This is a genomic window from Streptomyces sp. NPDC005374 (genome assembly GCF_042872225.1).
GTDB lineage: Bacteria > Actinomycetota > Actinomycetes > Streptomycetales > Streptomycetaceae > Streptomyces.
The window spans coordinates 213,450-237,235 of record NZ_JBIAKA010000009.1; the positions used below are offsets into that span (position 1 = coordinate 213,450).

26 protein-coding genes and 1 tRNA gene are annotated in these 23,786 nt (G+C 68.8%); 9 read left to right on the top strand and 18 right to left on the bottom strand.

Features of this window, described 5'->3' with window-relative positions; all coding sequences use genetic code 11:
• Positions 1–334 precede the first annotated feature (334 nt).
• On the bottom strand, positions 335–802 hold the full coding sequence (locus ACFYRX_RS24135) for a RidA family protein (protein WP_389103233.1): 468 nt from the start codon (positions 800–802) through the stop codon (positions 335–337).
• Entirely contained in the window at positions 799–963 is a 165-nt protein-coding gene (locus ACFYRX_RS24140) for a DUF4177 domain-containing protein (protein ID WP_389103235.1), read from the bottom strand. The genes ACFYRX_RS24135 and ACFYRX_RS24140 overlap by 4 nt, the downstream gene beginning before the upstream one ends.
• A 162-nt stretch (positions 964–1,125) precedes the next feature.
• Here ACFYRX_RS24140 and ACFYRX_RS24145 point away from each other — a divergent pair, with 162 nt between their 5' ends.
• Positions 1,126–2,103 carry an ArsA-related P-loop ATPase gene (locus ACFYRX_RS24145; RefSeq protein WP_389103237.1) on the top strand — a complete coding sequence of 326 codons (978 nt, stop codon included), beginning with the start codon at positions 1,126–1,128 and terminating at the stop codon, positions 2,101–2,103.
• Positions 2,100–3,536: an ArsA family ATPase gene (locus ACFYRX_RS24150; RefSeq protein ID WP_389103240.1), complete on the top strand. Its 1,437-nt coding sequence runs from the start codon at positions 2,100–2,102 to the stop codon at positions 3,534–3,536. Before ACFYRX_RS24145 ends, ACFYRX_RS24150 begins: the two co-directional genes overlap by 4 nt.
• A gap of 14 nt (positions 3,537–3,550) precedes the next feature.
• Here the strand turns inward: ACFYRX_RS24150 and wblA are convergent, their stop codons facing one another.
• Positions 3,551–3,889, bottom strand: a complete 339-nt coding sequence (gene wblA / locus ACFYRX_RS24155; protein ID WP_328749084.1) for a transcriptional regulator WblA — start codon at positions 3,887–3,889, stop codon at positions 3,551–3,553.
• Between the two features lie 506 nt (positions 3,890–4,395).
• Between wblA and ACFYRX_RS24160 the strand changes: the two genes are divergently transcribed.
• On the top strand, positions 4,396–6,669 hold the full coding sequence (locus ACFYRX_RS24160; RefSeq protein WP_389103242.1) for a transglycosylase domain-containing protein: 2,274 nt from the start codon (positions 4,396–4,398) through the stop codon (positions 6,667–6,669).
• Between the two features lie 329 nt (positions 6,670–6,998).
• Positions 6,999–7,505 carry a hypothetical protein gene (locus ACFYRX_RS24165; RefSeq protein WP_389103243.1) on the top strand — a complete coding sequence of 169 codons (507 nt, stop codon included), beginning with the start codon at positions 6,999–7,001 and terminating at the stop codon, positions 7,503–7,505.
• Between the two features lie 120 nt (positions 7,506–7,625).
• Here the strand turns inward: ACFYRX_RS24165 and ACFYRX_RS24170 are convergent, their stop codons facing one another.
• The gene (locus ACFYRX_RS24170) at positions 7,626–8,090 is read right to left on the bottom strand and encodes a GatB/YqeY domain-containing protein (protein ID WP_389103245.1); all 465 of its coding nucleotides are present in this window, start codon (positions 8,088–8,090) and stop codon (positions 7,626–7,628) included.
• 100 nt (positions 8,091–8,190) lie between these two features.
• Between ACFYRX_RS24170 and ACFYRX_RS24175 the strand changes: the two genes are divergently transcribed.
• From ACFYRX_RS24175 to ACFYRX_RS24185, 3 genes are all read left to right on the top strand, one after another.
• Complete coding sequence (locus ACFYRX_RS24175; RefSeq protein WP_389103248.1) at positions 8,191–9,120, top strand: metallophosphoesterase; 930 nt, start codon at positions 8,191–8,193, stop codon at positions 9,118–9,120.
• A gap of 110 nt (positions 9,121–9,230) precedes the next feature.
• Positions 9,231–10,016 carry a Pr6Pr family membrane protein gene (locus tag ACFYRX_RS24180; RefSeq protein WP_389103251.1) on the top strand — a complete coding sequence of 262 codons (786 nt, stop codon included), beginning with the start codon at positions 9,231–9,233 and terminating at the stop codon, positions 10,014–10,016.
• Between the two features lie 40 nt (positions 10,017–10,056).
• Positions 10,057–10,130: transfer RNA gene (locus tag ACFYRX_RS24185), tRNA-Pro, on the top strand.
• Between the two features lie 121 nt (positions 10,131–10,251).
• On the opposite strand, the gene ACFYRX_RS24190 is transcribed toward ACFYRX_RS24185, so the two are convergent.
• From ACFYRX_RS24190 to ACFYRX_RS24255, 14 genes are all read right to left on the bottom strand, one after another.
• Complete coding sequence (locus ACFYRX_RS24190; protein ID WP_389103253.1) at positions 10,252–11,757, bottom strand: LacI family DNA-binding transcriptional regulator; 1,506 nt, start codon at positions 11,755–11,757, stop codon at positions 10,252–10,254.
• A gap of 57 nt (positions 11,758–11,814) precedes the next feature.
• Positions 11,815–12,222, bottom strand: coding sequence for a helix-turn-helix domain-containing protein (locus tag ACFYRX_RS24195; protein ID WP_389103256.1), 408 nt, complete (start codon positions 12,220–12,222; stop codon positions 11,815–11,817).
• A gap of 393 nt (positions 12,223–12,615) precedes the next feature.
• Positions 12,616–14,091, bottom strand: a complete 1,476-nt coding sequence (locus tag ACFYRX_RS24200; protein WP_389103259.1) for an ATP-binding protein — start codon at positions 14,089–14,091, stop codon at positions 12,616–12,618.
• A 2-nt stretch (positions 14,092–14,093) separates the two neighbouring features.
• Positions 14,094–14,939 (bottom strand): bifunctional DNA primase/polymerase, encoded by an 846-nt coding sequence (locus tag ACFYRX_RS24205; protein WP_389103261.1) that lies wholly within the window; start codon positions 14,937–14,939, stop codon positions 14,094–14,096.
• Positions 14,936–15,628: an SAM-dependent methyltransferase gene (locus tag ACFYRX_RS24210; protein ID WP_389103263.1), complete on the bottom strand. Its 693-nt coding sequence runs from the start codon at positions 15,626–15,628 to the stop codon at positions 14,936–14,938. Before ACFYRX_RS24210 ends, ACFYRX_RS24205 begins: the two co-directional genes overlap by 4 nt.
• Before the next feature lie 86 nt (positions 15,629–15,714).
• Complete coding sequence (locus ACFYRX_RS24215) at positions 15,715–15,945, bottom strand: hypothetical protein (RefSeq protein ID WP_389103265.1); 231 nt, start codon at positions 15,943–15,945, stop codon at positions 15,715–15,717.
• Positions 15,946–15,982: 37 nt separating this feature from the next.
• Positions 15,983–16,474, bottom strand: coding sequence for a hypothetical protein (locus tag ACFYRX_RS24220; protein ID WP_389103268.1), 492 nt, complete (start codon positions 16,472–16,474; stop codon positions 15,983–15,985).
• 236 nt (positions 16,475–16,710) lie between these two features.
• Positions 16,711–18,888 (bottom strand): FtsK/SpoIIIE domain-containing protein, encoded by a 2,178-nt coding sequence (locus tag ACFYRX_RS24225; protein WP_389103270.1) that lies wholly within the window; start codon positions 18,886–18,888, stop codon positions 16,711–16,713.
• 77 nt (positions 18,889–18,965) lie between these two features.
• Complete coding sequence (locus ACFYRX_RS24230; protein WP_389103273.1) at positions 18,966–19,136, bottom strand: pRL2-8; 171 nt, start codon at positions 19,134–19,136, stop codon at positions 18,966–18,968.
• Positions 19,137–19,138: 2 nt separating this feature from the next.
• On the bottom strand, positions 19,139–19,456 hold the full coding sequence (locus tag ACFYRX_RS24235) for a hypothetical protein (RefSeq protein ID WP_389103276.1): 318 nt from the start codon (positions 19,454–19,456) through the stop codon (positions 19,139–19,141).
• Between the two features lies 1 nt (position 19,457).
• The gene (locus tag ACFYRX_RS24240) at positions 19,458–19,847 is read right to left on the bottom strand and encodes an RRQRL motif-containing zinc-binding protein (RefSeq protein WP_389103277.1); all 390 of its coding nucleotides are present in this window, start codon (positions 19,845–19,847) and stop codon (positions 19,458–19,460) included.
• The gene (locus ACFYRX_RS24245) at positions 19,847–20,899 is read right to left on the bottom strand and encodes a conjugal transfer protein (protein ID WP_389103689.1); all 1,053 of its coding nucleotides are present in this window, start codon (positions 20,897–20,899) and stop codon (positions 19,847–19,849) included. Before ACFYRX_RS24245 ends, ACFYRX_RS24240 begins: the two co-directional genes overlap by 1 nt.
• A 56-nt stretch (positions 20,900–20,955) precedes the next feature.
• On the bottom strand, positions 20,956–21,402 hold the full coding sequence (locus ACFYRX_RS24250; RefSeq protein WP_389103280.1) for a Pycsar system effector family protein: 447 nt from the start codon (positions 21,400–21,402) through the stop codon (positions 20,956–20,958).
• Positions 21,399–21,668 (bottom strand): DUF6284 family protein, encoded by a 270-nt coding sequence (locus tag ACFYRX_RS24255; protein WP_389103283.1) that lies wholly within the window; start codon positions 21,666–21,668, stop codon positions 21,399–21,401. The genes ACFYRX_RS24250 and ACFYRX_RS24255 overlap by 4 nt, the downstream gene beginning before the upstream one ends.
• A gap of 483 nt (positions 21,669–22,151) precedes the next feature.
• Here ACFYRX_RS24255 and ACFYRX_RS24260 point away from each other — a divergent pair, with 483 nt between their 5' ends.
• Positions 22,152–22,910 carry a GntR family transcriptional regulator gene (locus ACFYRX_RS24260; RefSeq protein WP_389103286.1) on the top strand — a complete coding sequence of 253 codons (759 nt, stop codon included), beginning with the start codon at positions 22,152–22,154 and terminating at the stop codon, positions 22,908–22,910.
• Positions 22,907–23,584, top strand: a complete 678-nt coding sequence (locus tag ACFYRX_RS24265) for an AAA family ATPase (RefSeq protein WP_389103288.1) — start codon at positions 22,907–22,909, stop codon at positions 23,582–23,584. The genes ACFYRX_RS24260 and ACFYRX_RS24265 overlap by 4 nt, the downstream gene beginning before the upstream one ends.
• The last annotated feature ends 202 nt before the right edge of the window (positions 23,585–23,786 follow it).

Consider the following 23,786-nt stretch of genomic DNA (forward strand, 5'->3'; position numbering starts at 1 on the left):
CCGCGCCCCTGGGTGGGGACGGTGGACGCATCTTCGGACGCGCACGGCCCCCGCGCCCCTGGGCGGGGACGATGGACGCACCTTTGGACGCGAACGCCCCCCCGGTAGGGACGGTGGACGCACCTGCAGTCGCCGACGGCGCGCAGGGGACGGGGTGGGGGGTGTCCGCCCGCAGCGGCCGGCGTCCGTCACAGAGCACTGTCGGATCGACAGCAACCGCCGGACCGAGGACGGACACCCCCCCCCCCCCCCGGCCCCGACCCACCCACTCACCTCAGGGGCGCGGGGAACTGCGCAAAAACGCCCGCCCCCACCCACCCCGCAGACGCACTCACTACACCCCCGCCAACTCCACCTGCACCTCGACCTCGACCGGCGCGTCCAGCGGCAGCACCGCCACACCCACCGCACTCCGCGCATGCACACCCGCCTCGCCGAGCACCTCGCCCAGCAGCTCACTCGCGCCGTTGATCACACCCGGCTGCCCCGTGAAGTCGGAGGCCGACGCCACGAACCCCACGACCTTCACCACGCGCGCGATGCGGTCCAGGTCGCCCACCACCGACTTCACCGCCGCCAGCGCGTTCAGCGCGCACGTGCGGGCCAGCGCCTTCGCCTCCTCGGCCGTGACCTCCGCGCCCACCTTCCCGGTGACCGGAAGCTTGCCGTCGACCATGGGCAGCTGACCCGAGGTGTAGACGTACGCCCCCGACCGCACGGCCGGCTGATACGCGGCCAACGGCGGCACGACCTCCGGCAGCGTCAGCCCCAGCTCCGCGAGCCGCGCCTCGACCGCGCTCACGCCGCCCGCTCCCGCTTCAGGTAGGCCACCAGCTGCTCGGGGTTGTTCGGCCCGGGCACGACCTGCACGAGCTCCCAGCCGTCCTCACCCCAGGTGTCCAGGATCTGCTTCGTGGCATGGACGAGCAGCGGCACGGTCGCGTATTCCCACTTCTTGGTCATGCGGCCGACTTTAGCCGCTGCCCGGCCACCGACCGCCGCCCGGCCATGAGCCGCCACCTGGCCGGGATCCGTGGCCGGGATCCGCCGTTCCCCCACAGCCCGTGCCCGCGTTATCCACAGCCTCCTGCTTAGGTTCGCCGCCGACTGGTTACGCTCGAATACGTGAGCAGGCTCCAGGTCGTCAGCGGCAAGGGCGGGACCGGTAAGACCACGGTCGCCGCAGCTCTAGCGCTGGCCCTCGCCACCGAGGGGAAGCGGACGCTTCTCGTCGAGGTAGAGGGCCGCCAGGGAATCGCGCAGCTCTTCGAAACGGAGACGCTGCCCTACGAGGAGCGGAAGATCGCCGTCGCTCCGGGGGGCGGGGAGGTGTACGCCCTCGCCATCGACCCCGAACTGGCCCTTCTGGACTACCTCCAGATGTTCTACAAACTGGGCGGAGCGGGACGCGCCCTGAAGAAGCTCGGCGCGATCGACTTCGCCACCACCATCGCGCCCGGTCTCAGAGACGTCCTTCTGACCGGCAAGGCCTGCGAGGCGGTCCGCCGCAAGGACAAGTCCGGCCGCTTCACCTACGACTGCGTCGTGATGGACGCACCCCCCACCGGCCGTATCACCCGCTTCCTGAACGTCAACGACGAGGTCGCCGGGCTGGCCAAGATCGGCCCGATACACAACCAGGCACAAGCCGTGATGCGCGTGCTGAAGTCCCCAGAGACCGCCGTCCACCTGGTGACCCTCCTGGAGGAGATGCCCGTCCAGGAGACCGCAGACGGTATCGCCGAACTCCGGGCCGCCCGCCTTCCCGTGGGACGGATCGTCGTGAACATGGTGCGTCCGGAGGTGTTGGACGGCACCGATCTGGAACTCGTACGGACCACCCCGCGTTCGGCCGTGGCGAAGTCACTGTCCTCGGCCGGACTCGGCGGCGCACGCCGCGGGGGCAACGCCGAGAAGCTGGTCGACCCGCTGGTCCGGCAGGCCGAGGAGTACGCCGAGCGGTACGCGCTGGAGCACGAGCAGCGCTCGGCCCTCGGCGCGCTGGGGCTGCCGTCGCACGAACTGCCCCTGCTGTCCGAGGGCATGGACCTGGCGGGTCTGTACGAACTGGCCACCGAGCTGCGGAAGCAGGGGATGTCATGAGCCCGGACGGCAACGCGCACGACCGGCACCACCGCCTCTCCCCCGCCCCCGTGCTCGACCTCGATCCGTTGATCGACGATCCGAACACCCGCATCGTGGTCTGCTGCGGCTCGGGCGGCGTCGGAAAGACCACGACCGCGGCGGCTCTCGGTCTGCGGGCGGCCGAGCGCGGCCGCAAGGTCGTCGTGCTCACCATCGACCCGGCCCGCCGGCTCGCCCAGTCGATGGGCATCGACTCCCTGGACAACGTCCCGCGCCGGGTCAAGGGCCTCGACGACTCCGCGAGCGGCGAACTGCACGCGATGATGCTCGACATGAAGCGCACCTTCGACGAGATCGTCGAGGCGCACGCGGACGCCGAGCGGGCGGCCGCGATTCTGGGAAACCCGTTCTACCAGTCGCTCTCGGCGGGTTTCGCGGGCACGCAGGAGTACATGGCGATGGAGAAGCTCGGGCAGCTGCGGGCCCGGGACGAGTGGGACCTGATCATCGTGGACACACCGCCGTCCCGCTCGGCGCTGGACTTCCTGGACGCCCCGAAGCGGCTCGGGTCCTTCCTCGACGGACGGCTCATCCGGCTGCTCACCGCCCCGGCCAAGCTCGGCGGCCGCGCGGGCATGAAGTTCCTGAACGTCGGTATGTCGATGATGACCGGCACCATCGGCAAGCTGCTGGGCGGCCAACTCCTCAAGGACGTCCAGACGTTCGTGGCCGCGATGGACACGACCTTCGGCGGCTTCCGCACGCGCGCGGACGCGACGTACAAGCTGCTCCAGGCGCCCGGGACGGCGTTCCTCGTGGTGGCCGCCCCGGAGCGGGACGCGCTGCGCGAGGCCGCGTACTTCGTGGAGCGGCTGGCCGCGGAGGACATGCCGTTCGCCGGTCTGGTGCTCAACCGGGTCCACGGCAGCGGCGCCGACCGGCTCTCGGCCGAGCGGGCGCTCGCCGCCGCGGAGAATCTCGAGACGGTGGAAAATCCCGAGGCCGCAGAAAATCTTGAAGAGCCCCGCATTGTCGATCAGGAGGGCGGGAAAGCTGGACTTCGTAACTCTCCCGACACGTACGGCAGTTCAGAATCTCCCGCTTCCGAAGCACCGGTTCCTGACGCAGGCTCCCCCGCCCACTCGGAGAACACCGTCGCGGAGCGCACGGAGAAGGAACAGCCCTCGAACTCCGCGGACCTGTCCGCCGATCCCGCTGACCGGTCCGTCGACCGACTCACCGCAGGCCTGTTGAGACTGCATGCCGATCGTATGCAGCTGCTCTCCCGCGAGCAGCGCACGCGTGACCGCTTCACCGCGCTGCACCCCGAGGTGGCGGTGGCCGAAGTGGCCGCGCTGCCCGGCGACGTGCACGACCTCGCAGGGCTGCGGAACATCGGAAACCGGCTCGCGGCCGCGCAGCCGGAGCTGCCCGAGTCTGCCGGGGACTGAACCGGGGGGCCCCCTCAGCTCACCGCCAAGTAGTTCTCGTACACCTCGTCGTCGTCGAGGGGCAGGATGCCGACCCCTCGCTCGTACTCGACGCGCGCGGTCTCCAGGAGCCGGCGCCACGAGGTGACCGTCGGACGCCTGCGCAGCAGTGCGCGGCGCTCGCGCTCCGTCATGCCTCCCCACACGCCGAACTCGACGTGGTTGTCCAGCGCGTCGGCGAGGCACTCCGTGCGCACCGGACATCCGGTGCACACTGCCTTCGCCCGGTTCTGCGCTGCTCCTTGTACGAACAGTTCATCCGGATCGGTAGTGCGGCAGGCCGCCTGCGCACTCCAGTCGACTACCCAGCCCATACCGGCGCCGTCCTCTCCCGAATCGAGGCTCCCCCACGGCGGCAGCGGCATATTCACCGCTGCCAGTTGAGGACGTTACGGAAGGCAGGCACAGCGCAACACCCCCTTCGGGCCCAATCTTGAATGGCCCGAACGGACTATGCGTAAGCGGCAGATCACCCGGGGGAGTGAGCCCGCGACATACATGACTATCCCGGCAAACCAGGACACTTGTCTTGCGTCACAACGGGCACCTGATGACACACGAGGCGGATTCGGACACGCCCCCACCAAAAAAGTTGGGGAACGACCGGAACGATTCGGGGTCGCCGGACGTATTGATACGTGGCCCTACTGCTGTGACAGTTGAGAGCAGCTTAGGCCAAGGCCTGTGCGCGTGTCCGGTGAATGAGAAGGTAGGCGCTCCTGTCGTCATGCCCGCTCCGACGCCGTCGTGCCCGCTTCCGTCGCCGTGCCGTGACATGGGCCCACTCGGAACCCTCATGAGTACGGATTAGGCTGCCTCCATGTCGAAGAAGCGCTCGGGCGGCGGTCTGTCGACCACGCAGCAGGCCGCCAAGTTCCTCGGTGTCAGTGTTCTCGCCGGGGCGGTGATGGCCGGCATCGCGTTGCCCGCGGCGGGCGCGCTCGGACTCGCGGCCAAGGGATCGGTGGAGAGCTTCGACGAGCTCCCGACCAACCTGAAGACCCCGCCGCTGAGCCAGCGCACCACGATCCTCGACAGCGAGGGCGGCACCATCGCCACGGTGTACTCGCGCGACCGCACGGTGGTCGAGCTCAAGGACATCTCGCCGTACATGCAGAAGGCGATCGTCGCGATCGAGGACTCACGCTTCTACCAGCACGGCGCGGTCGACCTGAAGGGCGTCCTGCGCGCGCTGAACAAGAACGCGCAGAGCGGCGGCGTCTCGCAGGGCGCCTCCACGCTGACACAGCAGTTGGTGAAGAACGTCGCGGTGGAGGAGGCCGGTGACGACCCGACGAAGGTCGCCGAGGCCACCCAGCAGACCATCGGCCGCAAGATCCGCGAGCTGAAGTACGCGATCCAGCTCGAAGAGGAACTCGGCAAGAAGAAGATCCTCGAGAACTACCTCAACATCACCTTCTTCGGCCAGCAGGCCTACGGCGTCGAGGCCGCCTCGCAGCGCTACTTCTCCAAGCACGCCAAGGACCTCAGCCTCCAGCAGGCGGCGCTGCTCGCGGGCATCGTCCAGTCCCCGAGCCGCTACGACCCGGTCAACGACGAGGCCGAGGCCACCAAGCGTCGCAACACCGTGCTCCAGCGCATGGCCGAGGTCGGCGACGTCTCCCAGGCCGAGGCCGACAAGGCCAAGGAGGCCCCCCTGGGCCTCAAGGTCAGCAAGCCCAAGAACGGCTGCATCACGGCGGTCAAGGGCGCGGGCTTCTTCTGCGACTACGTCCGTGAGGTCTTCCTGACCGACCCGGTCTTCGGCAAGACCAAGGAGGCCCGGGCCAAGGTCTGGAACCAGGGCGGCCTGACGATCCGGACCACCATGGACCCGCAGGCCCAGGAGTCGACGCAGAAGTCCATCAAGGAGCACGTCTACCAGAAGGACGACGTGGCCACCGCCGCCACCATCGTCCAGCCCGGCACCGGCAAGATCCTGGCGATGGGCCAGTCGCGGCCGTACGGCATCAACACCAAGAAGAACGAGACGACGCTGGACCTCTCGGTCGACCTCGACATGGGCGGCGGCGCGGGCTACCAGCCCGGTTCGACGTTCAAGCCGATCGTGGCCGCGGCCGCCATCGAGGGGGGTACGCCGGCGACGCAGATGTTCTCCTCGCCGTACAAGATGGACTACCCGAGCCCGGTCCAGCTCTGTGACGGCAAGGTCTGGAACGAGAAGGGCGTCTCCCTCACCAACGAGAACGATTCCGAGGCCGGCCCGTACTCCATGAAGGAGGCGACGGCCAAGTCCGTCAACACCTACTACGTGCAGCTGATCAGCGACATCGGCGTCTGCCCGGTGACGGAGATGGCCGCGAAGATGGGGGTCGAACGCGCGGACGGCGGCAAGCTGCAGCAGCGGCCCTCGATCGCCCTGGGCACCCAGGAGGTGTCCCCGCTGACGATGGCGAACGCGTACGCGACCTTCGCCTCGCGCGGTATGTACTGCACCCCGGTCGCCATCGAGTCGATCACCCAGCGGGTCGGCGACAAGTCGAAGTCCCTGCAGGTCCCGAAGTCGACCTGCTCGCGGGCGATGTCGGAGACCACCGCGGACACCGTCAACACGCTCCTGAAGGGCGTGGTCGAGGACGGTACGGGCACCCAGGCGGGCCTCACCGGCCGCGCCAACGCCGGTAAGACCGGTACGACGGACGAGCGCTACGCGGCCTGGTTCGTGGGCTACACGCCGAACATGGCCGGCGCGGTCTGGGTCGGCGACCCCGCGCACAAGCGCAAGATGCAGAACATCACCATCGGCGGCGTCTGGCACTCCAAGGTGTTCGGCGGTGAGGTCCCCGGACCGATCTGGCGCGACATGATGAGCGGCGCCCTGGAGGGCAAGGACGCCCCGAACTTCAACCTCGTCAACATCCCGGACCCGCCGAAGAAGGAGAAGGGCGACGGGAACGGCAACAACGACGGGGACAACGGCGACGACGGCGGGAACAACAACGGCGGCAACGACACCGGGGGCGACGACGGCGGCAACACCACCTTCCCGACGCCGACCTTCTCGATCCCGGAGAACTTCATCCAGGGTCAGGACGGCGGCAACAACGGGAACGGCAACGGTGGCCGTGGCTGACACGCCGATCCGAGTGCGGCAACGGACGTAGGGAAGCCGGCCTGCCGCGTCGTACCCGGCGGGTGCGCGGCGTCAGGTGGTACGTGACGGGCAGGCGAGTTGATCTCGCCTGCCCGTCACGGCATCGTCGGCCGCCGTTGCCGCCCCCGCCCCCGCCCTCGCCCTCGCTCAGCTGAAATCCCTTATGCCGCGACATGTCCTGAGGTACGCCCGACGTAATTACGCCATCTCCTCCTTCCGGGCAACCTCACGGCAGGTGCCGTGCCATATTCATCCACGGTCCTGCCCAGAAGGCGCCCATTCGCACTGCCACTTGCCATGGAGGGGAATTGAAGATACGAACCCGCCTCGGATTCGCGCTCGGCACATTGCTGAGTTCTCTGGCATTCACCATCGTCGCCCCCAATTCGGCTTCCGCGGCCGCCCTGGCCTGCGACAATTTCGGCTGCGACGGCCACGACCCGAACATCCAGAGCTGGGAATCGGGCCCGGTGACCACGTACGGCCCCAACCAGGCAGGCGGGTCGTTCCTCTACGAGTTGCGGTGGGGGAAGACGGACGGGGACCAGTACAGCTGGGCCCGCCTGTGGTACATCAGCGGCTCCAACGAGCAGGACTGGAACATCTATGTCCAGCGCTGCACCAAGGACCAGTCCGAGTGTTACTGGCGCCTGGGTGTGAAAGCAGGCGGGGCGTCGGGCTGGACCGCGAAGGTGCCGGACGGGACGAATTACTACTACACGCGCACGCCGATGTACTACAACCCATCGACGCACAAAATGCGCGCCTGCGCCGAGAACCCCTCAGGCACGGAGTACTGCACCGCCTGGTACTGAGCCGAGCCGAGCCGAATTCGTCAGCCGGCAGTCCAACGCATAGCGGGTGGGTGGCGTGATCACGCCACCCACCCGCTGCCTTACCGACGCTTACCCCGGCTCACCCTCGGGTGAGCCCGCTCAGCCCGCCAGGAGCTTCTTCACCACCGCGGCGACCCGGCCGCCCTCCGCGAGGCCCGCCACCTTCGGGTTCACGATCTTCATGACGGCGCCCATGGCCCGCGGCCCCTCGGCGCCGGCCGCCCTGGCCTCCTCGACGGCCTGGGCGACGATGTCGTTCAGCTCGTCGTCGCCCAGCTGCTTGGGGAGGTACTCGGCGAGCACCTCGCCCTCGGCCTTCTCCCGCTCGGCGGACTCGGCGCGACCACCCTGCGCGAAGGCGTCCGCGGCCTCGCGGCGCTTCTTCGCCTCCTTGGTGATCACCTTCAGGACCTCCTGGTCGGAGAGGACGCGCTTCTGCTTGCCCGCGACCTCCTCGGTGGTGATCGCGGCGAGCGTCATCCGGAGCGTCGAGGAGCGCAGCTCGTCGCGCCCCTTGATCGCGGCGTTGAGGTCTTCCTGCAGCTTCGACTTGAGCGTGGTCATGGGTCCGATTGTCGCAGGTACAAGGTTCTGGACGCCCGCGCTTTTACCCTGAGGCCGACGGGCGGTCAAGGATGTCTCCGCAATCTGACACGATGGACGTATGCGCGCGCGATACGGAGTCCCCTTGGGAATCGCGGCGGTTGGCACCGCCGGTCTGCTCTACTCGGCGGGTATCGAACCCCGCTCCTTCCGCCTGCGACGGGTGACGGTCCCCGTGCTGCCGGCCGGTATGCGCCCGCTGCGGGTGCTCCAGGTCTCCGACATCCACATGGTCGGCGGCCAGCGCAAGAAGCAGCGCTGGCTGCGCTCGCTGGCGGGTCTGCGCCCGGACTTCGTGATCAACACGGGCGACAACCTGTCGGACCCCGAGGGCGTGCCGGAGGTGCTGGACGCGCTCGGCCCGCTGATGGAGTTCCCGGGCGCGTACGTCTTCGGCTCCAACGACTACTACGGCCCCAAATTCCGCAACCCCGCCCGCTACCTGCTCGAGAAGGCCCAGGGCCGCCACGGCCTGAACGGCAACGCGCCCGCCGTGGACGTCGTCCGCAACCCGTGGGAGGACCTGCGGGACGGCTTCGACGCGGCGGGCTGGCAGAACCTCACGAACACGCGGGGCATGCTGAAGATCGAGGGCGCGTCGGTGGAGCTGACCGGCCTGGACGACCCGCACATCAAGCGTGACCGGTACGCCGAGGTGGCCGGCGGCCCATCCGGCGCCGCGGACTTCTCGATGGGCGTGGTGCACGCCCCGTATCTCCGCGCCCTGGACGCCTTCGCCGCGGACGACTACCCGCTGATCCTGGCCGGCCACACCCACGGCGGCCAGATCTGCCTCCCCTTCTACGGCGCGTTCGTGACGAACTGCGATCTGGACACCGACCGGGTGAAGGGCCTGTCCAGGCACTCGGCGGAGGGCAGGACGTCGTATCTGCACGTGTCGGCAGGCTGCGGGGCGAGCCGCTACACGCCGGTGAGGTTCGCGTGCCCGCCCGAGGTGACGTTGCTGACGCTGGTGGAGCGCGCGGCATAGCGCCTGGCTGTGCGGCTGGTGCGGCGCCTCCGCTCCGGTGACCGTGCGGGGATTAACCCGCACGGCCCGCCCGTATCGCCCCTTTTGGCGGGTCTGCCTAGCGTGAGGCCATGACCGCGCCGATACCCAGGGACATCCCGGACCTCCCCGCAGTCCCGGGCATGCCCGCCTTCCTGCCCTGTCCCGTCCCCGCCACGGCGGTGGTGACTCCCGTACGGCATCCCGTGGCCGCCGCCTACCGCGTACTGGTGGCCCTGGCGGCCGCCGCGGCCGTGACCGTCGAAATACTGCAGACCAGCCCGGTCCGCGCGCTGAGCTACTTCTCCGTCCAGAGCGCGATCCTCCTGGCGGCGGTGCTCCTGCTCTCGGCCCGCAGAGCCTGGACCGCCCGCCGCCCCCTGCCGTCGGCCCTCACGGGCGCGGCACTCCTCTACGCCACGATCACGGCCCTGGTGTACCACCTGCTCCTGGCGAACGCGTCGAGCCCGTTCTCCCTGACGGGAACCGCGGCGACCCCGACAGGCTGGCACGCGGTGACCGCCCATCTCCTGCACACGGCGATCCCCGCGGCGGCGATCGCGGACTGGCTGCTGTTCACACCTCCCGACCGCCTGCATCTGCGCCAGGCGGCGACCTGGCTGGTCTACCCCGTGGCCTACCTGGCGTTCTCCTTCACCCGGGGCGAACTGATCCCTCCGGGCACCGGCGGCCGCTACCTCTACCCCTTCCTGGACGTCGACCTCCACGGCTACAAGAGCGTCCTCGGCAACGCCCTCCTCCTCGGCCTCTCCTTCTACGCCCTCGCGATCCTCCTGGTCGCCCTGGACCACGCCCGCCCGAACCCCATCCGCCACCGCCCCAAAACCGGATTTCGCCTCCAGCCACCGGTGGGCTAAAGTAAACGACGTCGCCGCGGCTAGCAGCAGCAGCGACAATCGGGGTGTAGCGCAGCTTGGCAGCGCGCTTCGTTCGGGACGAAGAGGTCGTGGGTTCAAATCCCGCCACCCCGACAGCTAAATCGCAGGTCAGGCCCGGTGTTGAGTAATCAGCACTGGGCCTGCCTCGTTCTCTAGGGGCTCTCTGGAGAAATCCTGGAGAAGATCTTGGAATCTGTCTCCAGATCGGCGCCCGTTAGCGAGCTTTCAGCAACGCATCCAGAGCAGCCACAGGCGAGCCGGGACTCATGGTCCGGCGCGCGTCCAGCGCTTCCTCCCACATCCCGGTGAGCGCAGTCATCAGCGTCTGCCGCATCCCTGGCGTGATGTGGTCGTAGCGCGACTGGACGGAGCCGTCCTCGTGGCCCATGCGTTCGTCCATGAGCTTGGGCGGGGTCCCCACTTCCCTCATCAGGGTCTTGTGCGTGTGGCGCAAGCCGTGCGGAGTCAGCCCCGGAGCGATCGGCATCCAACACGCTTCAGCCCGCTTCGAGGCTCCTCGCCCGCGTGCCGGAATGCCGGGCCAAGGCTCAGCAATGACAGGCACCGGCCGCTCTTCCTGACTGCCTCGCCCCGGATACCGCCCTGTTGCGGCCGGTCGAAAGAGCCACGTGGCGAAACCGGAGCGGCGCCAGTGAGCAGCCAACTCCCCCGATGCGGCGTTGCGGATGTACCCGAGATCGCTGACGGCTTCCAGCACCTTCAGTCGCGTTGGCTCCGCCACGGCATCCGGGCGGTTGAGGACGTTGGAAACGGTGCCGGTCGATACGCCGGCGCGGCGCGCCACGTCGACTAGCTTTGCCCCGGGTCGGCTTGCGGAGCCGTTGGCGGTTCCATGGCCACGGAAGACGTAGGCCAGTCCGTGGCACTCGCAAGGCTTCGATCTCGTCCGGGCGATGTGGCTGGCAAGCAGCGAGGCGAGGAAATCCGGGGTGTCGATGTCGCGGTAGGAGTCGTCCTTGGGCGGGCAGCGGTGCAGTTCGCCGGTGTCCAGTTCGTAGAGCTGCCACTCCACACGGATGCCCCTCGGTCGGACGAACTCCGGCTCAAGGCCAACGATCTCGCCCCAGCGCATCCCGGTGTAGCCCTTCACGATGGCGGCAACGAACTCGTCGTCGCGGCCGGACAGCAGGGCCATTCTCTCGGCGAGCAGCAGGATGCCGAGTGCGGTCGTGACAGCCTTCTCCGGGCCACGGTTACGTGAACGGCCGGCACGCTTTCCTCGGCCGCGGCGCTTGGTTGCCGGGTTGGAGTCGCGCAGCCCCTCGTCAACAGCATCGGCAAGGATCAGATGCAGTGTCGCCCGCCATGTCTTGACGCTGGATGCCGCATACGGCACGGCGCGTTCGCGCTTCTCCCAAGCGGCAATGTCGGTGCTCAGGATGTCAGCAACGGCGGAATCCTCGAACGCGGGAAGCAAATGCTCTTCGATGTGCCGCCGGTAGTTCTGCATGGTGGATGCCGCCAAGTCCTGCGCGGCATACCAGCGGTTGACGTAGGCACCGAAGGTGATCCGCTCACCAGGCGCCTTCTTCGTTCCGGCCAACAGCTTCGCTTCTTCGGCGTCAGCTGCCTTCTTTGCCGCGGCCTTGGTACGGAAGCGGATGGCATCGCCATCGGCATCGCGGACAGTGGCGTACTTGCCCGGCGCGAGCTTGTACCGGCCGCGCCAGTAGCTGCCGAGACTCTCGGCATAACCCACGTGGTTCTCCTATGAACAGGTGTGCCGCCCGACTGGAGAGCCGAGCGGCACACGGAATCAGGCTGCGCTGGACTGCGGTTGGCGGCCTTGCGCCCTGCGTGGCGTCCTTGCCTTCAGGGAGGTGACGGACGCTGCCGTTGTGGTCGCCCTGCGACGTGGTGCTTGTTTTGTCGGCGCAAGAGCGTCATGGCTTTCAGTGGGGCGGCTCTCGAAAATGTGCATGATTTCGGTGAAGTGCTCGGCCGTGAACCGGTAGCTGCCTCCGGGCTTGGTGAAGGGAATGCGTCCCCTGCGGGCCTGTTCCTTCACCCACCACTCGGAGCAACCGAGAGCTTGGGCAACATCCGCAGCAGAGTAGAGCTGAGGCAAGCCAGTGATCTTCTGACGCGCTTTCATGTCTCCTCTAGGGTTCGCTTCGGGGGTTCTGGGGCCCGCGCCTGTCCGAGGTTCGGATTTCTGCGTCATTGCGTCATCAGCGTCATACAGGCTTCTGACCTGCAGCTTTGCGTGACGCAGTAGCCGAGGCGTGCGTCATCGGTGCGTCATGGGCTGCGTCATGCGTGACGTGGTCCATGACGCAGATGACGCAGGATGACGCAGGCGTGGCTGTCTGCGTCATGGCTGTAGCCGCAGGTCAGGGCCCGTTTTTCTGTCCGGATGACGCAGATGACGCAGCGTCTTCCCTCTTAGGACAAAAGAGGGGTTGTCTGTTGTGGTGCGGTGCTGCTTCGAGCGTGAAAGAAGGAGCCGCTGCGCGGCACGTCCTTCGGGCGGCGCGGTGCGCCGAACAGCAAGAGGAGCACGCCTGGCCGGTGGTGCTCTTCTTGCTTGTCCGGGGGCGAGCGGGCGGTTCGCGGGTCAGAACATCTGCTTCTGCTCGGTGGGTGCCGTGGCGGGTTGGCGGGTCATTTCGAGGTAGCGGCCCTCGCTGGTGCGGCCGGAGTCGATGAGGACCCCGCGTGCGGCGAGGGTGGGCTGAAGACGCTTGAGTCGGTCGGAGAGGACTTTGCCGGTGGTCGGCCACCCCTTGGGCAGCGGACGGCAGTCGTCACCGCTGTAGAGGCCGCTGAGGAGATGCAGCCACTCGGTGGACGTCATCCGCTGCTCCGCACCCGGTTCGAGGCTGTCGGCGTGCCTGAGGACAGTCTGGGCGAGGAGATCGCCCTCAATGACGTCGTCATTCAGGTCGTCGAGACTGGCCCGGTAGGCGGTGAGCGCCCCGAGACCGGTGGCCGCGTCGAACTGCGCGCACAGGTGCGCGAAGTCCGCCATCCGCAGGTCGGTGGGGGTCTCTGCCGCAACGGCGCGGACCTTGACCGTGAGGTCCAGGAGCGAGCCCAGCACCACGGGCAGGACTTCCGCGTAGTCCGCCCACAACTCCGCCTCCGTGCGCCGCACCCGGGGCCGTTCCAGACGCAGCGGCAGGAGGCGTTCGGCCAGGTCGGGCCGGATCACGCCCACGTCGATACCGGTCAGGAGCAGGGGGCGGCGGTAGCCGACGCGGAACACGTCCCCGTCGGTGAACAGGGCCCGCTTGACGCTCTCGGCACCGGTGACAATGCAGCACATCGCGTCCGAGAGGTCCGGGGTCATGTGGGAGAGGTTGTCCAGGGCGGTGACCCATCCCGCCGCCACCGCCGCGATCAGATTCTCCTCATCCTTCGGGGCGCGGCGCAGGTCACCGCTCATGCCCTCAATGATCCGCACCAGCATCCGCCCACCAGTGGACTTCCCCGCACCCTGCGGCCCGGTGAGGAACGGAGCGGGCACGGGTACGGACGGCCCGAGACAGCCGATCAGCCAGGCGATGGCCAGGCACTCGGTTTCCGCGTTGGCGAAGTTGCACAGCCGCATCAACAGGTCGATGCCCTTGCCGTCGGTGTCCTTGGCCGGCAGGGGCAGTTCGCCGGTGAGCTGAGTGCGCCGCCAGCACACTTCCCGCGGGTCCGGGGTGAGGATGTCCCAGCCGGTGGGGTGGATACGGACGGACTGTCCGTCGTTGCGCCCGAGGTCCAGCCACGTGGCCCCGTCGAATCCGGGGGCAACGCGGATGTGCACGGGCTGTACGTCCTCGATCAGCGCGAGAGCTTCGATCAAGTCCAACGCCTCCTTGAGCGCGGTCCCGTTGAACACCCCGACCCCGTCCTTGAACAGGCCGACCATGAGTTCCTGGCGGTGGCTGCCGGTGGTGCCCTGGGAGCGGATCGGGCGGGCCACGGGATGGCCGTTCTTCTGCGCGTACACGGTCCCGTCGGCGGTGCGGAAGTACCGGAAATGTGCCTGCGCGTAGTCGGTGATGACCTGGCGGGCCGGGTTCTTCTCGTCCTCAGACATGGTCACAGTCCCAACGTGGTGCGGGCGTTGGTCCACGCGTCGGTGCAGTGCCGGACCGATTCGCCCTTGGCCTGCGCGGCGGTGAACAGCCGCGCGACATGGGCGTCGGTGAGGCAGCCGCACCGACCGTGAGCGGACAGTACGGCGAGGAACGTGCGGTAGACGGTGGCGTGCACCGCGTTACGGGCCCCGGTGATCTGCTGCTCGGCCATGGCGATCCCACGGTCCAGATAAGCGGGCGTGCGGTGGCGGCACTCCCCCGGTCCGCCGCTGAGGGGCACTGTGAGCGCCTGTGACGCCCTGCGGGCAGGGGACGTCTTTATCGCCAGCGCGCGCACAGCGTCCGGGAGAGCGGCCATGGTGCCGGTGCCGGGTCCGAGCCAACGGGCGTATCCCATAAGGGACTTGATATCCACGCCGGGCCGAACCGCGTTGGCGGACTGCATGGCGCCCTGGTAGATCCAGTGCTCACCCCTGGTGGTGCGCACGGTGCGGGTGACGGGCAGCGTCGCGCGTGCCCACGTGATGGCTCCCGCATTGTCGAGGTCGACGACCGTGAGCCCGGCGCCGCCGGGGTGGTAGGCCACCGCCGCCGCCTCCCGCCACGCTCGCGCCCACTCCTGGGAGTTCAGGACGGTGGGGTCGGTGGTGGCGGCGGCCCACGCGTGGCACGGGCGCGGGCAGGCGCAGGGGCCCGGGACTTTCATGTTCGGCCGGCCGCCGCACATGTTGCGGGCGCAGGTTCGGCAGTTGCCGAACGGCACCTTCCCGGCCCGCAGCGGCAGTACGGGCACATCGGCGGCGGCAAGCTCCAACGCGGCCCGCAGAAGGCTGTCGACGGAGCTCACGCGACCGCCCCCAGAACGGGAGCGAGAGAGGCGAGGAACACGGCCCCGATCCACTGGGTGTAGGCGGGCGGGATGCACTCGCGGATGCCGTCGCGGTTCATCCACGGCACCCCCAGCACACGGCGGGCCAGGTCGACGCCGGAGAAGTTGCCGACGAACTGGCCATAGTGGCCGGGCGGGACGGGCCGTCCCATCTTGGCCTGCGCCACCAGGTGCACGGGGTGGCCGGGCTGGTCGAGGGTGAAGCCGCCGCCGGTCTCGAAGAACCGGTGCCGGTAGGTGTCCACGCCGAACATCGGCCCGCACAGCATCACCGGACGGTGCAGCTTGGGCACCGCGCCCCGCACGTTCTCCATCACCCACGGCCGCCCGGACGCTTCCAGGGCGGTGCGGGTGGGGGCGATCAGGTCGGGATGCTGGTTGCCCTGGATGCGCTGGCACTCGCTGTCGTGCTGGCACGGCGGGGAGGCGTGGATGAAGTCGAACGCGGCGCCGTGTTCGAGGACGAACGCGATCGCGTCGGCCTGCACAAACTGGTACGGGTAGCGGGGCTGCGGGGCGATGTCGACGCCGGTCACATCGAACCCGGCGTCGGCGTAGCCCTTGGCTGCGCCGCCCTGGCAGCAGAACAGGTCCAGCAGCCGCGGCCGGTGGCCGCGCACTCGCCGGATGTCAGTGGGTTGGGTCATCCTGGATCTCTCCAGTTCCTGGGTTGGGTTCTGGTTGGCAAGGGCGGCCCCGGACTTTGGCGAGACGGGGGCCGCCCTTGGCGTAGCTACTGGTCGTCGGCGGCGCGGCGGATGAGGCTCGCGATGGTGGCCACGGTGGGGTAGTCCCAACCCGCGATCCAGTCGACGATCAGGCGGTCGTACGTGCCCAGTTCGACGCCCGCGCTGTCGAGTTCGGCGAGCAGGGCCGCACGCTGCGCGGCCTGCGGGGCGTAGCCGAACGGGGCGCTGTCGAGGGGGTTCGCGGAGATGGGGTCGTTGTCCCGCTGCTTGTCCATGGGGCTCCCGTCGGTCAGAAGGGCGGCTGAGCCCGTTTCAGCGGTGGTCGTTGTGGGTGCGGGCAAACACGGCGCGGGTGTGGGTGGTGGTGTGTTCCTGCCGGACCGGCCCGGTGTAGTGGTGGTGGTGCTCGTCCGGGGCTGCTTCGGCGACGCGGTGGAACAGCCGGGCCAGGGCGAGGACGGGCACGGCGACAGCGGCCGGGGCGGCGCAGATCATGCCGATGACGGTCGGGTCCGCCTGCCGGGAGGCGATCAGTACGCCGATGGCGATCAGACCCGGGGGGACGGTGGCCAGGCCGGCGGTGAGCATGAGGCGGGAGGCGTCCACGGCCCGCTGCGACATCGGCGGCACCCCGGGCTGAGTGACGGGGGGCGTGTCGCCGTGGGCGGGCAGGGGGCTGGTGTCGCGGTAGGAGGTCGGCACGGCGGGGGCAGGCCGGTAGGCGTCAGCGATGATCCGAGCGGCCTCGGCGGATGCCTGGTCGTCGGTCATCGCGGCGGCGGACGGGGTGGTGTCGGGGTGCATGCGGGTTCCCTTCCGGGACTCGGCGGAGCGGGCAGCGAACGCCCTCGAAAGGGCGCTGAGAGGGGTCGGGGCGGGGGCCCTACGACCCCCTTTACCGGCCTTACCTTGCAGGTCAGGGGCCTATACCGGCCCCTCTACCGGGGTAAAGAGCCCCCTCTACTCCGGGCCGCTTAGGCAAGAGCGCGAACGGCCGGGCAGAGGGGGCCCCGGTAGGGGCGGGGTAGGGGCGGGGGGCTTTACCTGCCGGTGCTGAGCAGGATCTCGGCAGGCACCGCCGCTTCGATGTCGCGGCGCTGGTATCCGGCCCCGTTGGCGCCCGAGATCTTGACCTGTTTGCTGGTGCGCTTGACGCCGGCTGCTTCGAGGTCGGAGGCGAGGCGTTCGGCGTTGAGGTCGCCGTACTCGTCCTCGTCGAGGTTGGCGAGGCCGGTGAGCAGGTCGGTGGTGAACATGCGCGGGGCGTGCCGCATGACTTCCAGGGCGTCGGAGACGATCGCGGGCACGGTCAGGCCGGCCGCATCGGCGGCGGCGGTGACGTCGCCGGCCGCGTCCCCGGTGAGCTGTCCGGCGGCCTCGCGCAGGGCGCGGCCCTTGGCGCACAGGGCGGCGAAGCCGGTGCCGTCGAGGTAGTCGGCCCGCACGGTCACGAACGACGCCGGACCCGTGACCAGTACACCCACGCCCCGGTGGTCCTCGGAGAGGACCGAGGCGTCGGCGCCCTGGGCGGCTTTGCCCTTGCCCAGGACCATGTCGGAGCTGGTGCGGTCGACGACCTGGGTGGAGTAGCGGATGGTGATGATCTCCCGCAGCTTCGGGGGCACCGATTCGGCGTCGGGGCGCTGGGAGGCGAAGTTGGAGACGAAGCCGGCGGCGGGGCCGCGGCGGGCGACGCGGCACAGGTCGTTGATGACCTGCTCGCGGTCCTCGCGCTCCATTGCGGTGAAGTACTCCTGCAGTTCGTCGATGGTGACGAAGATGACCGGCAGGTTGTACTTGACCATGATCTCGGGGGTGAGCTTGCCTTCCGGGCACACCGAGGTGGGCAGGTCCCGCAGCAGCGCGAACCGGCGCTCCATCTCGGCAAGGAGCTCCTGCAGCATGGCCTTGAGTGCTTCGATTGCGTCGTCCTCGGCGCCCATGATGAGGCGGTGGGCGACGGCTTTCATGGCCTTCCAGTCGGCGCCGCCCTTGCCGTCGGCGACGTAGTGGCGCACGTAGGCGTCGAGCAGACCGGCAGCGGTTAGGAGGCGCTGGGAGAAGGTCTTGCCGCGGCGGGGCAGGCCGCCGAAGAACATCGACTGCCACATGACCGGCACCGCGACCCGGTTGCCGCGGGCGTCCTGCCCGAACGGGATCGCGTCCCAGATGGAGAACTTCTCCGCCTTCTCCAGCGGGGAGGGGTTCAGCGGGCCCAGGTAGGGGTCGTCGTCTGCGACCCACATCGAGACGCGGCCGGCGTTGCCGCCCTTGGCCGCCCGGACCCGGGACATGATGACCTGGATCTCGTCGACTCCGAGTTCCTGCGCGATCACCTCCCGCTTGGCCAGCACGTCGGAGGCGGTCTTGCCGCCACCCCGCGGCATGTCGAAGATCACGGCCCAGCCGCGGCCGTCACGGACCGGGCCCATCGTGCACGACACCTTCGGAAGGTCGCTGTCGTCCTTGCCGCTGACGGTTTTGAGCAGGCCAGCGGCGCGCAGGGCCTCGTTGAGCTGCTGGGCGGACATGTCCACCCGCAGCGGCGGCGCCGCCTGGTCCAGCAGCCGGGTCTCCTTGCCCCGCCCGAGGTAGGCGAGCGGGGTGGTGACAGCAGCAGCTATGCCGACTTGCAGGAGCGGCGGGGCCAGGAGGATGCCGATGGCGGCGGCGGTGACCGCAGCGGCGGCGGCCCCGAAGCGCCAACGCCGGGACTGAGTGCGGGTGTAGTGCGCCATCTGCAACCGCACGGCCAGGTCGACGTCTTCGGGCCGGGCCTTAACCTGCGCCCGCAACGCCTTGACCGCCGCGGTGTGGTCCTGTGCGGACAGTGTGGGCCACAGACCGGCCGCGGCACGGAAGAAGCCGCGCGCGGCCAACAGGACGGTTTTGACCAGGTACTTGGGGGTGCGCAGGCCGTGATAGCGGGTGTGCCACCAGGTGAGCCGGCCGAACGCCTGCACGTTGGCGACCACCGAAGCACGCGAGCGTGCCCAGGCGGGCAGGACGTCGGCGTCGGGCAGAGCAAGCCAGTCGGCCAGCGGGTTGTCGGGCCGGTCGACCGCCTCCCCGATCGGAGCGTCCTCGATCTCCGGCATGGGGGCAGGAGCGGCAGGTACCTTGACCAGGTCGACGACCGGGGTCGTGTGGTCGGTGCGGTGGTCGTCGAGGCGGTGGACAGTGCCCATAGGGGTGGGCTCCACGGCGGGTTCAGGCATGACGGGATGACTCCGAACTGCCCTGAGCAGGGCGGGAGTTGAGCAAGACAGGGGGTGAGGGGGCGTGGTGGGCGTGGTCACCACCAGCGGGATTCCTTCTTGGGCACCAGGTAGGGGCAGCCGTTGACCATGTGGTCCACGCACTGCGGGCAGTCCTGGCGCGGCTTGAGCTTGCGGTGGATGCGCTTGTTGTGGGCGTGCTCCCAGCACTGCGGGCACTCACCCGGCGGGGTCTGGTCGGCGGCCATGCTCACCACCAGCTCGACGACTTCTTGACGGCCTTGGCGGTGGCGGCCTCGGCAACGAGCCGGGCCCGCTCCTTCTGGAACGCGGTGAGTTCGGCGTTCAGCCGGTTCAGCACCGACTCCCGCACCCTGTCCAGCGTCCGCTCCGCTCGTCCGGTGCTCTTGCTGCGCAGCGTGCGGTAGGAGCCGGAAGCCAGCGCCCCCAGGACCTGGCGGCGCTCGGAGCCGGTCAGCGGCCACAGCTCCTCGTTGCGGACCGCCTCCAGCTTGCGCTCCGTCAGGGCAATTTCACGGTCCAGGTGACGGGTGTTGGGCCTACTCATGTCAACTCCCCTTCTGGGAGGCGTAGGTGGATTCGATGCAGAGTCCGCACATGCCGTGGCGGCGGGAAATGCAGTAGCTGTAGACGACTCCGCAGGCCGGGCAGGTCTGGCGGGCGAGCATCGCCAGCGCGAGGGCGCCCCACTTGCGCGAGGTCATCGGCCGTACCGGAAGCGCGCAGTCGAGGCGGTAGAAGTAGGCGACGCGCGGTGTGCCGGCACAGCGGTTGATGCGCATAGCCTGCGCGGCGATCGGCTGACCGCCCGGACGCAGACCCAGAGCCCGTAACTGCCGGCGGGTGGCCAACCCGTCCGGGGCCAGGCGCCACGGGTAGGTGGGTATGCCGTGGCGGGCCCCGGTGGGGTCGAAGCACTTGCCGTAGACGCCGGACATCACGGCGTTCCGGCCGTGGCGGCGCGTTCGGCGAGCAGGGCATCGCGCAGCTTGCGGGCGTTGGCCGGCGAGGTGTGGATCGCACGACGGATGCCCTCGGCGGTCACCTTCGCGTCCGCGAGACCGGCGGTCGCCGACCGTGCCTCAGCGAGCAACTGCTCCGGGGTGCGCTTGAGCCGGGGCGATCGGGCCGCGTCGGGAACCCGACCGGTCACCCCACGCGCCGGAGTCGATCCCGCTGCCATGCTCCCCCGTACCGGTGCGGCGATCGGCGCCGGAGTCGGGGCGGGGATGGCGGGCATCGACTTGAGCGGAAGAATCGACTTACCCGCATCGACCGCGACCGGCTCCGGCATCGACAGGCGGGTCAGTGTCACGGCCGGTGCCGGGGTCGATTCCCCCAGCTCAGCCATAGACCGTTTCCTGACGATCTCGGTAGATTCCTCCGCATTCACGGATGCGGTGAGGGCCGGGGCCGGGGTGCCGAACATCGACGCGAGGGCGGCATCGGCGCCCTCGGTGACCCGATCACGCTGGACATCGAGCAGCCTCGATCCCAGCGCCGTGTCACCGACCCCGATCTTGCGGGCCAGGCGCCACGACTTGCGCTCCGACCACCACTGCACCCGACTACTCGGATGCTGGGCGGCGCGGGCGCGGTGGTAGGCCAGAGCCTGCACGAGATCGGCGGTGTGCCGCTCGTGTTCGGCGTCGCGGCCGTCGGTGTGCACCACGATCCGACGGGCCAGAAACGCCATGCCCTCAGCGGAGACGGACATGCCCATCGGGGTCAGGGCGTAGATGACGGTGCGGGCGGGGTCGGGTGCAGCCATGGCGCCCATCACGGACGCGGCAGCGGGCAGCGCCCACAGCCCGGCCCGTACAACGCGCGGCGAGGACTGGCCCAGCATGGTCAAGCCGAGCAGGACCAGGGCGAGCACGGCGGTGGCGCCCTCACCGGCTCCGAGCGCTCCGAGGGCAGTGCCGCGGCCGTAGGCGTGGCCGATGTTGCTGTAGGTGCCGATACCGCCGATCACGCCGGTGGCGAGCATCGGCACGAACGCGGCGGTCAGCACACCGATCTGCACCTTCGTCAGCTCGGTGCGGTTCACAGGGCACCTCCGGCGGTGAGCAGGAGGGCCAGAACGAGCAGGGCGCCGCCGGTCAGGGTCAGGTCGACCGCGCGGCGCAGGCCGGTGAACTTGACCACCGCGAGCCGGGACAGACCCGCGATGTCGGCAGCCAGATCGCCGGCGACAGCGTCGGCGATCTGCTCGGGGGTGAGGGTGGCCCACAGCGGGAAGCCGTGCCGGCCGGACAGGTTCGGGCGGACGGAGCGCAGCAGCAGACCGGCCGCCGCGATCAGGAGCGCCATACCGAGGCCACCCACGGTGGCGGCGGGCCAGTTCAGGGGCAGGCCGACGGCGATCGTCCACGCTCCGGCGAGGACGGCTCCGATGAACGCCAGCAACAGCGCGACCTTGTTGTCGGTCCGCGCGATCTCCGCCTTTACCTCGGCGTGCGCGGCCGTCAAGTTCTGCGTCGGGGTGCTCACGCGGCACCCCCTGACAGCGTGACGTCGGCGGTGCGGTTGACCAGGGCCAGGCCCTCGTCCAGCACCCGGCGCCGGGCGCGGCGGATACGGCGGGTGTCCAGCTCGGTCGGGGTGCGGTCAAGGGTGATGATCTGCGCGTCGAGCAGGTCGACGCGCGCCAGGATCAGCGGCATCTCCCGCTCGATCGCGTCCAGCTCCGCATCCGTCGGCTCCATGAAGGCGCCGAACGCGGTAACAGCTTCCTGAGCAGTGACGATGTGGTCCATTGGGTCGTGGTTCCTCTCACAGGTGGACGGCCCGAAAAGCGGCCCCGGTGTTCGAGCACCGGGGCCGCGCGCCGTGGAAGTCGGTAGATCCGGCTCCCCTCAGCGCTGCTCGTACGAGACGAGCAGCGGAGGCAACCGGCCGCAGCAGATGAGCTGCGAAAAGGTCGAAATGCGCTCTACTCACACGTGGGGACAGAACCCACATATGCCGCCCCCTTGCTTGCAGAGGTGGGGCGGTGTCCCTCAGCACGCTGTTGAGTTTTCAACCGACAGTCGCTTCCTTCGAGCCCGTTTCACGGAGCCCTCCGGGCGTTGACGCAACCTCTGGTTCACGCCCGTTTTGAACACAGGTGTGCCGAGGTTCAGCGACCGCCGTTCCCCGAAGCGACCGGCGGGCACATCCCTAAGGTTCCCTAGGGTTCCCTGCGGTGTCAAGCGGTAAGCTAGGGAACCTCAGGGAAGTAACGACAGGGAGCAGGCAACATGGCAGGCCAGGCCGACAATCGGGCGCCGTACGCGAAGATTGCCGCCCACTACACAGAGCTGATTACGTCTGGTCAGCTAGAGCCAGGAACGCTCTTGCCGAGCATCAAGAACCTCTCGGAAGAGTGGAAAGTGAGCACCGCGACAGCCGAAAAGGCTCTGCGTAAGCTCCGCAACGAGGGGCTTGTGCGCGGCATCCACGGGATCGGTACCGAGGTGCTGGACCAGCCGGCTCCGATGTCTTCGGGATCCCAGCGCCAGGACCGGGGGCGCCGCACCGGATCCAGCTGGGGGGCAGGCGAAAGGTCCGACTCACATCAGGCAGCCGTAGTGTCCGCACCCGCTGACGTAGCCCAAGCACTGGATATTCAGCCCGGTTCCGACGTGATCCGTCGAAGCCGGGTCTACCGAGACCGGCATGGCATCGTGGCCCACAGCACGTCATGGATTCCCGCTCGCTACGGGCAACTGATCCCGCAACTTGCGGAGAGCGAGCGGCTGACCGGGGGAACCTCGCTCCAGCTCATCGCCCAGGTGACTGGTCACCCGATCAGCCACCGCATCGACACGGCATCAGCGCGCCTACTGACGCCGGAGTACGCACAGCTCCTGGAGCTAGGCCCTGAGCATCCCCCGACCGATCCTGTGGTCGTGATGACGGCACGGTTCGTGGACAGCGAGGGGAACACCGTGGAGTACGGCGTGGACCTCGGGGGCCCTGGCCGCACATGGCGTACGGAATCGGAAGTCGCTCCATGACGGTGATGGATGACACGCTCGCGAACGGGCTCGAAGGGCGCCTAGGGTCACTCCTTGCAGCCCACGCGGCTGGCACAATCACGCTCGAAGCCGAAGCGGAGATGGCTGCCATCTCCCAGACCATGACGAGACCGATGCCACCACGTCCACCGTTCTGCGTCCTGATGGCCGGGCTCCCCGGCTCCGGTAAGACGACCCTTTCCCGTGTTCTCACTGCTCGCGGGTTCGTACGGCTGTGCCCGGACGAAGAGATGTACCGCCGACATGGTGTGTATGGGGTGGACTTCCCCCGAGGCATCTTCCCCACCCTGGAACGACCGGTACTAGAGGACGTAGCGGTCGAACTCAGGGACCACCTCAAGGCCGGCCGCGACGTCGTCGTTGACCACGGCTTTTGGACTCCGGAGGACCGGGCCAACTGGCGAACCATCGTCACCGACGTCGGCGCCACCCCTGTACTCGTCTACCTCGCAGCCAGTCACGAGGAGCTATGGGCGAGGATCAGCGAGCGCAACGAGTTCCACGCGAACGATCCCAACTCGATCTACTTCTCCGAGAGCGACCTTCAGCGATACCGCACTCGGTTTTTCCCCCCTCAGGCAGACGAACCGCACCTGCTGTACGACGGTGATCCCGCGGCCGTAGTCGCGGCTTTGGACGCTCCTCGCTTTTGACTCTCGATCAACGCAGTCGTGCCCCTCGACGTCGGTAGGGGGGCACGGCTGCTGCCCAGCTACTCAGCTGATGCGCTCCACGCATCGTTGGCATCGCCGCATGAAGGAGCGACCCTCAGCGGGACGCCCCCTGCCTCAGCTCAGCTAGCAAAAGCGACGACACCAGCAGGGCCATCATCGTCCGCCATCCACTCCCCTGACG